The organism is Lutibacter sp. A64 (assembly GCF_022429565.1).
Taxonomy (GTDB): Bacteria; Bacteroidota; Bacteroidia; order Flavobacteriales; family Flavobacteriaceae; genus Lutibacter.
Genome location: NZ_CP092487.1, coordinates 3,938,032 through 3,949,669, shown reverse-complemented (window position 1 = coordinate 3,949,669; position 11,638 = coordinate 3,938,032). Strand labels below are relative to the sequence as shown.

Genomic DNA, 11,638 nt, shown 5'->3' with positions numbered 1-11,638 from the left:
TAAATTATTGTAAAAGTGAGATTTATCATTTAAAATTCAAAAAACAAAGTTTACCTTTAAATGTTAAATCATAATTGTTTATGAAAACAATAGTATGTGCTATCGACTATTCACCAAATGCAATCGCTGCTCTTAAATATGCTGATAAATTATGCTCTAAAATTAAATCTAAATTATACATTCTTAATGTCTGTGATGCTTTCTCTTTAAAAGCTTCCTCAAAAAAAGAATTAAAAGAAGAACAAATTTCTAAATTAAAAGATTTCTGTATAAAACATTTAGGTAAAACTCCTTGTTCTAAAAATATAGAAATTGAAGTTATTGAAGACACTTCAATTATACATGGAATTATTTCTAAAGTTAATAAAGTAAAAGCTTCACTTATACTTACTGGTCTAAAAGGTAAAAGTAAATTCAAAAGTTTTCTAATAGGAAGCACAACTAAAGAATTAATTTCTACCGCTCCGTGTCCAATACTTGCAATTCCTAAAAAACAAACTTTAAAACAACTAAATACAATTGTGTATGCTACAGCATTCGAAAAAGAAGACATTTATGCAATAATTGAACTTTCTAAAATTGCAGCTATTTACAATACTGAAATTAAAGTAATTCATATCTCTCTTCCAACAGAAAAAGATAGTATGTTGCAAATGCAATGGTTAAAAGACAAGCTACTTGAGAAAATTTCTTACCGTAAGATAAATTTTAATTTGTACAATTCTAACGATACTGCCTATTTTTTAAAATTGTATTTAAAAGAAATAAAAGCAGACATGGTTGCCATGTTAGAACGAAATAAAGATAAAAATCTTTTAACAAAATTATTTCATAACGATTTGGTTATAGAAATGGAAATTTTTGGTGAAGTTCCATTAATAAGCTTTAATGATAAATATTTTAATTAAAATATAATAAATCACCTTAAATTTAATTATATTTAATATAGAATTACCGCTTAACAATAACTACTAAATAAGTTTTATTAATACACTAAAAACTCAGTAAATGAAATTTGTAGATTATTATAAAATATTAGGAATAGATAAAAATGCTAGTGAAAAAGATATTAAGCAAGCATATAGAAAATTAGCTAGAAAATACCATCCAGACTTAAATCCAGACAACAAAGAAGCTGAAATTAAATTTAAAGAAATTAATGAAGCTAATGAAGTATTAAGCAATGTTGAAAATCGGAAAAAATATGATAAATATGGAAAAGATTGGAAACATGGTGAAGCTTTTGAAAAAGCACAAAAACAACAAAAATCACAGCAACAATATCAAAATTACTCTGGAAACGGTAAAAATTACACTGAACAAGATTTTTCAGATTTCTTTGAGTCTATGTTTGGAGGTAAAAAATCCTATTCTAAACAAAGCAGTAGTCAATTTAAAGGGCAAGATTTTAATACCGAACTTCATTTAAATTTAAAAGACGTATATACTACTCATAAACAAGTATTAACCGTTAATAGCAACAATATTAGACTTACCATTCCTTCCGGAATTGCAGACGGACAAACTATAAAAATAAAGGGAAAAGGTGGAAAAGGCATTAACGGAGGACCTAATGGAGATTTATACATTAAATTTTCAATAGCAAACCATACAAAGTTTAAAAGAGACGGTAATAATTTATACACAACCATAGACTTAGATTTATATACAGCAATTTTAGGAGGAGAAATTACTATTGATACCTTTAATGGTAAAGTAAAACTAAAAATTGCACCAGAAACAACACACGGCACAAAAGTGAAATTAAAAGGAAAAGGGTTCCCTATCTATAAAAAAGAAGCCCTTTTTGGCGATTTAATTATTACGTATAACATTAAAATACCAACAAAATTAACTGAAAAAGAAAAAGATTTGTTTAATGAATTAAAAAAATTAAGATCTAATGGATAAGCAAAATTTAATACAAATAGAAACAATCTGTTATCACTATAAAGTTGAAATTTCATTTATTAAAGATCTTGAAAACATAGGACTTATAACTGTTGAAACCTACGAGAATACTAAATTCATTCACGAAGATAAAATAAGTGATCTTGAAAAAATGATACGACTTCACAACGAATTAAATGTAAATATTGAAGGTATTGATATTGTTTTTAATCTCTTACAAAAAGAATTAAAACTCAAAGAAGAGTTAAATGCCTTAAAAAGTAGGTTACGCCTTTATGAAAATGAATAAATAGATATGTCCCTACATTTTGAATAAATAATAAAGTTAAAACTCTTTATTTAAAAACAAAATTGTAATTTTAAATTTTACTAAAAAAAACAAAAAAATGACATATTTAAATATGATTGGACCTTGGCAAATAATTATTTTAATGGTTATAATATTTCTAGTTGGAATTATACCAACAATTATTGCTTTAATAGATATTTTAAAAAATAAGTTTGAGGGTAATAATAAAATTGTTTGGGTATTAGTTGTCTTGTTTTTAAATATAATTGGAGCTATTTTATATTTTACAATTGGAAGAAATCAGCGAATTAAAACGTAATAACACAAAATTACATTGTTATAAGTAAGCATATACCTTAAAAAAAACTATGGAAATAATTATAGACAACTTCTCTTTTGGTCTGTTCTTTTGGCAGATTATCATTATTATATCAATAATCCTTCCAATAATAGCACTAATAGACATACTGAAAAATGATTTTAAAGGAAATGAAAAACTTATTTGGGTGTTAATTGTTCTTTTTTTAAGTTTAATAGGTGTACTACTCTATTATAAGTTTGGAATTAAACAAAAAATTCAGCGAAAAAACACTTCATTATAAAATTGAGCCGTATTATTAGTAACTTCGCACATTGAAAATTAGTTCGATGGAAAACGTAAATAAAAACTCAATAAATTTAAATAAATACATTAGCAGCACTGGAATTTGTTCAAGAAGAGAAGCTGAAAAACTAATTATTGAAGGGAAAGTTACAATAAACGGCAAACCTACCCAACTAGGTAATCGCGTATTTGATGGAGACATTGTTAAAATTAACGGACAAGCATTAAAATCTAAACCCAAAACACTTTATATTGCCTATAATAAACCTATGGGTATTGTTTGCACCACAGATTCTAAAGAACGAAATAATATAGTACGTGCTGTTAATCATACAGAAAGGCTATTTCCAATTGGGCGCTTAGATAAACCATCACAAGGTTTAATATTTTTGACAAATGATGGGGATATTGTAAACAAAATTCTAAGAGCAGGAAACAATCACCAAAAAGAATATATAGTAACGGTTAATTTACCTATAACTAAAGAATTTATTCAAAAAATGGGAAATGGAATTCCTATTTTAGGAACTGTTACCAAAAAATGTACAGTTGAACAAATTTCAAAAAAAAGCTTCAAAATTATTTTAACCCAAGGGTTAAATAGACAAATTAGACGTATGTGCGAATATCTAAATTATGAAGTTACTAAACTCGTTCGCACACGAATTATGAATGTTAGTTTAGCTAATTTAGCTGAAGGAAGTTGGCGAGAATTAACTTCTGAAGAAATGCAACAAATTAATAAAATGGTTGCATCATCTTCTAAAACCGAAGAAGCATCTAAAAATCCGGCTAAAAAGAAAAAACATCCACAAAATAAACGAAAATTTACTCCTAAAAACAATACACGTTTTAAACCAAAAAGAAAAAAAAGAAGATAATTATAGCTAATGGCTAAAATAAAAACTTTTCAACTGTTAACTTTTAAACCTTTCAACTTTATAACTATATTTGCCGACTATGCAATTTGAACTAAAAAGTAAAGACGCTCAAAGCAAAGCTAGAGCAGGGATTATAACAACCGACCACGGCACTATTGAAACTCCAATTTTTATGCCTGTAGGTACTGTTGGAACAGTAAAAGGTGTGCACCAAACAGAGTTAAAAAATGAGATAAATCCTGATATTATTTTAGGAAACACCTACCATTTATACTTACGCCCGCAAACTAAAATATTAGAAAAAGCCGGTGGTTTGCATAAATTTATGAATTGGGATCGTAATATTTTAACCGATAGTGGTGGTTATCAAGTATATTCTCTTTCAGGAAGAAGAAAAATAAAAGAAGAAGGTGTAAAATTTAAAAGTCATATAGATGGTTCTTACCATACTTTTACTCCTGAAAATGTTATGGAAATTCAGCGCTCAATTGGTGCTGATATTATTATGGCCTTTGATGAATGTACACCCTACCCTTGCGAATATAATTACGCAAAACGCTCTATGCATATGACACATAGATGGTTAAAACGTTGCATTACTCATTTAGAAAAAACTCCGTTTAAATACGATTACAGTCAAGCTTTTTTCCCAATTGTGCAAGGAAGTACTTATAAAGATTTAAGAAAACAATCTGCCGAATTTATTGCCTCTGTTGGTGCTGAAGGAAATGCTATTGGAGGACTTTCAGTTGGAGAACCTGCTGAAGAAATGTATGAAATGACAGAAGTTGTAACAGCTATTTTACCCGAAGATAAACCTCGCTATTTAATGGGAGTTGGAACACCTATAAATATTTTAGAAAATATTGCGTTAGGTATAGATATGTTCGACTGTGTAATGCCAACTAGAAATGCTAGAAATGGAATGCTTTTTACAGCACACGGAACCATAAATATAAAAAATAAAAAATGGGAAGATGATTTTTCTGCAATTGATGAAATGGGAATAACATACGTAGACACGCTCTATTCTAAAGCTTATTTACGTCATTTATTTATTGCGAAAGAATTATTAGGTAAACAAATAGCTTCTATACATAATTTAGGCTTTTATTTATGGTTGGTTCGTGAAGCTAGAAAGCATATATTAGCAGGAGATTTTACCGAATGGAAAAACCGTATGGTAAATCAAATGAATAAGCGCTTGTAATAAACTAAAACAAATAGCTTAAATTGAGAATATTAGATAAATACATACTTTCAAAATTTTTATCATCCTTTGCTTTGGTGCTAGTATTACTACTACCAATAGCAATTGCCATTGATGTTGCTGAAAAAGTAGATAAATTTTTACGCCACGCAGATTTATCAGTAACAGAAATTATACAAGATTATTACATCCATTTTATTGTAATATTTGGTAATACATTTATGCCTTTAGCATTATTTATTGCCGTAATCTTTTTTACATCTAAATTAGCTTCAAACACAGAAATTATAGCAATTCATTCAGCTAAAATTTCTTTCACTAGATTTTTAAAACCTTATTTTATTGGAGCTACTTTAGTTACCTTATTAGCTTTAGGTATGAATCATTTTGTAGTTCCAAATAGTAATGAGATTTTTAATAAATTCAGTAAAAAATACTTAAAAAGTAAAAAATACAATGAAAATCATATAACAAATATCAATTTACAACTTGACTCTAATGACTATATCTATTTAAAAAGTTACAACTTAGGCACAAAACAAGGTCAAAAATTTTCTTATGAAAAATTTGAGGGCACTAAATTAAAATATAAGTTAATGGCTGAAAATATTAGATGGATAGAGAAAGATACCGTTTTTAGACTTAATACTTACAAAAAAAGATTCCTCTTAGAAGATAGAGACTCTATAAAACAAGGTATAAAATTAGACACCTTATTAGCCTTTAAACCAAATGATTTAGTCAACATAGATGATTTAGCTAAAGAAATGACTTCTATTAAGTTATACGAATACATAGAACAATCTAGACAAAGAGGTGTTGGTAATTTAAATACTTATTTGGTAGAACTTCATAAAAGAACTAGTTTACCAATTTCAACATACATACTTACTTTTATAGCAGTTAGTTTAGCCGCAAAAAAAAGAAGAGGTGGTATGGGTATTAATCTAGCTATAGGAATAACCTTAATGTTTGTGTACGTATTTTTCTTAAAAATTGTTGAAGTTTTAGGTGCTGGTGCAGAAACAAATGCATTTGTAATGGTTTGGCTCCCAAATATCTTTTTTGGAGCACTTGCAGCATACTTATATTATAAAAATGCCAAAAACTAACTTAAAAAACTATTTACATCTCCACTTTATAGTATTTATTTGGGGATTTACAGCTGTATTAGGAGCACTAATAACTATAGACGCAATACCATTAGTTTGGTATAGAATGTCACTCGCTGTAATTGTACTTTTTATTTACTTTTTAATTAAAAAAAAGAACCTAAAAGTACCACCCAAAACACTTATAAAATTTTTTATAGGTGGTGTGCTTATTGCCATACATTGGATTGCCTTTTTTTCAGCTATAAAAGTTTCTAATGTTTCAATTGCATTAGTTTCAATGAGTACAGGAGCCTTATTCACTTCGTTTATTGAACCTCTTTTTTTTAAACGAAGAATAAATATTACTGAATTAATTTTTGGCCTTATTGTTATTTCAGGTTTATACATAATTTTTAATGTAGAAAACGATTATACACTTGGTATTATTTACGCCCTAATAGCATCATTGCTTTCTGCATTATTTACAGTAATCAATGGCTTATTTGTTAAACAAAATGATGGAGCAACAATTTCATTCTATCAATTGCTTTTTGGGGTATTATTTATAACTGTTTATATTTTATTTTCAACAGGGTTTACTTCTGAAGCTTTTACATTAACTACCAACGATATAATTTATTTAATAATTTTAAGCACAATTTGTACAGCATATGCTTTTATAATTTCTATTGATATTATGAAATACCTAACACCGTATACAGTAATGCTTACCATAAATTTAGAACCCGTTTATGGAATTCTTTTAGCCGTATTAATATTTGGAGAGTCAGAAAAAATGACCCCACAATTTTATTTAGGAGCTGCTATAATTTTTGTTACAGTAGTTATAAATGGAATGTTAAAAAATAAAAAAAGCACCTAAGTGTATACATAAAAACTAGAAGTTATTATATTTGTATAACATCCAAATTTAAAAAACATGGAATATTTAGAATTTGAATTACCAATAAAAGAATTAGAAGAACAATTAACGAAGTGCGAATTAATTGGTAAAGAAAGTGATGTAGATGTAACAGAAAGTTGCAAAAACATTGAAAAAAAATTGCTAAAAACTAAAACCGAAATATATAAAAACCTTACAGCTTGGCAAAGAGTTCAGTTGTCGAGACACCCAAACAGACCATATACCTTAGATTATATAAACTATCTAACAAATGGTACTTTTATGGAACTACACGGTGATAGAACTGTAAAAGATGATAAAGCAATGGTTGGCGGACTAGGTAAAATAGGAGATCAATCATTTATGTTTATCGGTCAGCAAAAAGGTTACAATACCAAAACACGCCAATACAGAAACTTTGGAATGTCTAATCCTGAAGGTTATAGAAAAGCTCTAAGGCTTATGAAAATGGCTGAAAAATTTGGAATTCCTGTTATTACACTTCTAGACACTCCTGGTGCTTATCCTGGATTAGAAGCTGAAGAACGTGGACAAGGTGAAGCAATTGCTCGTAATATTTTTGAAATGACACTGCTAAAAACACCTATTATAACAATTGTAATTGGTGAAGGTGCTTCTGGTGGTGCTGTTGGTATTGGTGTAGGTGATAGAGTTTATATGATGGAAAATACTTGGTATTCCGTTATATCTCCCGAATCTTGCTCTTCAATTCTATGGAGAAGTTGGGAATACAAAGAGAAAGCAGCAGAAGCTCTTAAACTTACTGCTACAGATATGAAAAAGCAAAAATTAATTGATGGTATTATTAAAGAACCTCTTGGTGGTGCACATTATGATAGAGAAAATGCTTTTAAAGAAGTTGAAAAAACAATCTTAAAGGCTTTTAAAGAACTCAAAGATTTAAAGCCTGATGATTTAGTAAAAAAACGAATGAATAAATATGCAGAAATGGGTGAATTCAAAGGGTAATTTAACCTCCATATTTTTATAAACTATATAAATTAAAACCTCAGAATTGACTTCAAATCTGAGGTTTATTATTTTAATAAGTTAAACTATTCTAAATTAAAAATATTATTTTAAGATTAAGAAAATTATACTTTTTAAACAGGTTCTTTTTCATTAATTTTAAGCTATGTTTATACTCAACTCACATCAAATTGCTGCTGCAGATAAGGCAACAATAACCAATAACAATATTAGTTCTATTGATTTAATGGAACATGCTGCTAAACAATGTTTTAATTGGTTACACACACGTTTACAAAGTCAAAATATTAAAATACATATATTTTGCGGAATTGGAAATAATGGTGGAGATGGTTTAGTTATTGCTCGTTACCTATATGAAAATGGTTATAATGTTAACTGCTATGTAGTAAATTTTAGTGAAAAAAGAACCAATGAATTTTTGGTGAACTACAATCGGTTAAAAGAAATAGGCAAATGGCCAACAATTATTAATGGTGAAAATGATTTTCCAGATATTTCTTTTGAAGATATTGTAATCGATGCAATTTTTGGAAACGGACTAACAAGAGCTCCTGAAGGTTTTACTAAAAGTCTAATTAATTATATAAACAGTACTAAAGCTTTTACTTTAGCAATAGATTTACCTTCTGGATTGTTTAGTGATACGGTAGTAATTGATAAAAATGCAGTTTTAAAAGCAACACATACACTTACATTTCAAACACCAAAATTAGCGCTTTTAATACCAGACAATCGCGATTTTATAGATACTTGGGAGGTAATTGATATTGGTCTTGATCTAAATTTCATTAAAAGTTTAACCCCTACTCTACACTATAATCTTAAAAGTGAAGTTTTACAATTATACAAACCTAGAAATAAGTGGTCTCATAAAGGTACTTTTGGACATGCACTTATTATTGGAGGTAGCTTTGGTAAAATTGGGGCAGTAAGCTTAACAACAAAAGCTGCATTAAAAATTGGTAGCGGCTTAGTTAGCGCATACGTACCTAAATGTGGTTATAATATTCTACAAATTGCTATCCCAGAAGCTATGGTTGAAGTTGACAATGATACTGTTCTAGAGCACTTTAATTTTAAAACAAAAGCTACTGCAATTGCTATTGGACCAGGAATGTCAACACATGAAAAAACAGCTATTGGCTTTGAAAAATTTATAAAAGAAAATAAGCTACCATTAGTAATAGATGCAGATGCTTTAAATTTATTAGCTATAAATAAATCACTTTTAAAATTTTTACCAAAAAATACAGTTTTAACTCCACATCCTAAAGAACTGGAACGTTTAGTTGGACCTTGGAAAAATGATTTTGAAAAATTAGATAAAACTACCGCTTTTTCAGAAAAATACGAAGTTATTGTGATTCTAAAAGGCGCACATACTGTTATTGTAGACGGAGCCACAAAATACTTTAACTCAACCGGAAATCCAGCCTTAGCAACTGCTGGAAGCGGTGATGTTTTAACTGGAATTATTATAGGATTAATAGCTCAAGGTTACCAAGCTATTAACGCCGCTATTTTGGGTGTTTATCTACATGGAAAAACTGCAGATATAGCAATCTCAGAAACAGCTTATGAAACCTTTACGGCTTCGTCTATTCTAAAATACTTACCAAATGCGTTATTAGATTTGTTTAATAATGGTAATCCTATTGAAGAAGAAGCTAATGATACAGAAGCTTAAAATAAGAAAAGCTATCTTAAAAGTGAAATTTTCATCAACCTAAATTTATTTCGGAATGATGGGTTTTCACTTTTAAGACAGCCTCTTCTTTTAAAAATTTAAAAGTAAATTCTTAAATATTATTTTCGTTAAATAACTCAATTAATTTTTCACTTGAAGGTCTTGGAGCATTTGAACTTACAATATTTCCATTAGGATCTATTAAGATAAAACGAGGAATCCCTTTTATTAAATACCCAGTAACAAAATCTGATTTCCAACTTTTATCTGAAAACAATTGAATTCCTTTTAAGTCTTCATCTTTAACCATTGTTTTCCATTTTTCATAATCCTTTTCAGCATCAACAGAAATACTAACAAACTCAATGTTTTTATTATGGTATTTAGCTTCTACTTCTTTTAAAGAAGGTATTTCTGCAATACAAGGTCCACACCAAGTTGCCCAAACATCAACATATACAAACTTACCTTTTAAATCGTCTAAAGAAGTAGTTCCTCCTTTAAAGTTAATATAATTTTCAAATTTTGGAGAAGGTTGCCCTTTTGTAACTGTTTTTAATTTATTATAGCTTTCAGTAATGTCCTTTTTATGCTCTTCATTTGTTGAAATCTTCATAAATAAAGCGTAAAATTCTTCTAAATTTTCTGTATAAGTTATACCGTATTTAGAATTTACATACGCTAATTTATTCTTTATTATTTCATTAGAAACTTGCTCTTTTATAGTTTTTAAATAAGCAATATCATCAGGAATAGATTCTTTTTCAGCTAACTTTTTAGCTTCTTTTTGATAATGCGAATTTACAAGATTTTCATAATTTTTAGAAAATAAAAAATCTTCTTCATTATTATAATCTATAGTTTCTAACTCTTTTAAAAAATCATCTGAAACTTTAAAATCTTTCTTTTTAGCATAATGAGAATGGTATAATTGGTATCTATCAACAAAACCTAAATAGGTATAGTTTATATCTCTTTTCTCTTTCGCCTTAAAATCTTCTGAAATTCCTTCTGAAGTGTTTAATAATTCTTCTGAAGCGGTTTTAACTTCATTCATTTTAGCTTTATAATCAGCTTCTTCTAAAAGGTAAATATCGGTTCCTTCTCCTAATAATTCTTTTACTTTCTTATTTTTATTAATTAAATAATTGCTTATTTCTGATCCTGCTCCAGAAAGTTCTAATGAATTTTCGAAATCATTTGCATCAAAATTAATTGTTACGGTATTACCAGCTTCTAAATAAAGTGTAGTTTTATTTTTACCGTCTGATAATATATAATATCCTCTTGAAACTTTTAAAGTATCTAAAAATATACCTTCTTCTGATACTTTAATTATTTCTTTAATAAGACTTTTAGAACTATTAAATGTAAGTTTATCATCTTTGGCATTTTCTATTTTACCAGATAAAACTGCATAATCAACTTTTACTTCTTGTTTACATGAAATAAATGCCAAAACAGTTATTAATGTTATTATTTTTTTCATAATTTGTTATTGAGTTTTTATTTAATTTTTCAAAGATAAAACTATTTACATAAAAAAATAGCACTAATTTTTTAATTTAGATTTAAAGCAATTTGTTTTAAAATTTAAGCATAAAAAAAGTGGTAGATGAACTACCACTTTTATTTAAAATATATTTAAGTACTTTCTTAAATTCCGAATCTTCTTTTGCTATTCCAAGTAATACTTTTAGCATTTTTAAAATCCACTGTTGTCATTCTCTTTTTACTTTCTTGATTTTTTAATTTGTTGATAATTTTCATATCGATATTTTTAGTAGTTATTAGCCTGCAAATATACAACACTTATACACATACTCAACTTCTATTTTACATATTTATCATATTTTTAACAATATAAGATATTATATCTTAAATTCAACTAACGAAAACGTTATATATTTAACATTTTTATAAATTAAATCAATTTTAGCTATTAACAATAAATATGTTTTATAATAACCTTAGCTTATATTTCAACAATATTTAGGTAAATTAGGAAATGTTAGCTTATTAAATGACTGAAAAATAATTAAAA

Annotated in this window: 12 protein-coding genes; 11 read left to right on the top strand and 1 reads right to left on the bottom strand. The window is 27.6% G+C overall.

The annotated features are described in order from the left end of the window. The first annotated feature begins 80 nt into the window (after window positions 1-80). From MKD41_RS16000 to MKD41_RS15950, 11 genes are all read left to right on the top strand, one after another. Window positions 81-908 (top strand): universal stress protein, encoded by an 828-nt coding sequence (locus tag MKD41_RS16000; protein ID WP_240243341.1) that lies wholly within the window; start codon window positions 81-83, stop codon window positions 906-908. Window positions 909-1,008: 100 nt separating this feature from the next. Further along, window positions 1,009-1,911: a DnaJ C-terminal domain-containing protein gene (locus MKD41_RS15995; RefSeq protein ID WP_240243340.1), complete on the top strand. Its 903-nt coding sequence runs from the start codon at window positions 1,009-1,011 to the stop codon at window positions 1,909-1,911. After that, entirely contained in the window at window positions 1,904-2,200 is a 297-nt protein-coding gene (locus MKD41_RS15990; protein WP_240243339.1) for a chaperone modulator CbpM, read from the top strand. Before MKD41_RS15995 ends, MKD41_RS15990 begins: the two co-directional genes overlap by 8 nt. 97 nt (window positions 2,201-2,297) lie before the next feature. Next, window positions 2,298-2,519: a PLD nuclease N-terminal domain-containing protein gene (locus tag MKD41_RS15985; protein ID WP_240243338.1), complete on the top strand. Its 222-nt coding sequence runs from the start codon at window positions 2,298-2,300 to the stop codon at window positions 2,517-2,519. 49 nt (window positions 2,520-2,568) lie between these two features. Then, the gene (locus MKD41_RS15980; RefSeq protein ID WP_240243337.1) at window positions 2,569-2,802 is read left to right on the top strand and encodes a PLDc N-terminal domain-containing protein; all 234 of its coding nucleotides are present in this window, start codon (window positions 2,569-2,571) and stop codon (window positions 2,800-2,802) included. 46 nt (window positions 2,803-2,848) lie between these two features. Then, the gene (gene rluF, locus MKD41_RS15975; RefSeq protein ID WP_240243336.1) at window positions 2,849-3,685 is read left to right on the top strand and encodes a 23S rRNA pseudouridine(2604) synthase RluF; all 837 of its coding nucleotides are present in this window, start codon (window positions 2,849-2,851) and stop codon (window positions 3,683-3,685) included. A 79-nt stretch (window positions 3,686-3,764) separates the two neighbouring features. Further along, a complete protein-coding gene (gene tgt, locus MKD41_RS15970) occupies window positions 3,765-4,895 on the top strand; it encodes a tRNA guanosine(34) transglycosylase Tgt (protein WP_240243335.1) in 1,131 nt (376 codons plus the stop codon). Window positions 4,896-4,918: 23 nt separating this feature from the next. Then, window positions 4,919-6,007 (top strand): LptF/LptG family permease, encoded by a 1,089-nt coding sequence (locus tag MKD41_RS15965; RefSeq protein WP_240243334.1) that lies wholly within the window; start codon window positions 4,919-4,921, stop codon window positions 6,005-6,007. After that, on the top strand, window positions 5,994-6,872 hold the full coding sequence (locus MKD41_RS15960) for a DMT family transporter (RefSeq protein WP_240243333.1): 879 nt from the start codon (window positions 5,994-5,996) through the stop codon (window positions 6,870-6,872). The genes MKD41_RS15965 and MKD41_RS15960 overlap by 14 nt, the downstream gene beginning before the upstream one ends. Window positions 6,873-6,929: 57 nt before the next feature. Further along, window positions 6,930-7,883, top strand: coding sequence for an acetyl-CoA carboxylase carboxyltransferase subunit alpha (locus MKD41_RS15955; RefSeq protein ID WP_240243332.1), 954 nt, complete (start codon window positions 6,930-6,932; stop codon window positions 7,881-7,883). Window positions 7,884-8,049: 166 nt separating this feature from the next. Then, window positions 8,050-9,594, top strand: a complete 1,545-nt coding sequence (locus MKD41_RS15950) for an NAD(P)H-hydrate dehydratase (protein WP_240243331.1) — start codon at window positions 8,050-8,052, stop codon at window positions 9,592-9,594. 112 nt (window positions 9,595-9,706) lie between these two features. Here MKD41_RS15950 and MKD41_RS15945 read toward each other — a convergent pair whose 3' ends face one another. Next, window positions 9,707-11,083: a TlpA family protein disulfide reductase gene (locus tag MKD41_RS15945; RefSeq protein ID WP_240243330.1), complete on the bottom strand. Its 1,377-nt coding sequence runs from the start codon at window positions 11,081-11,083 to the stop codon at window positions 9,707-9,709. Between the last annotated feature and the right edge of the window lie 555 nt (window positions 11,084-11,638).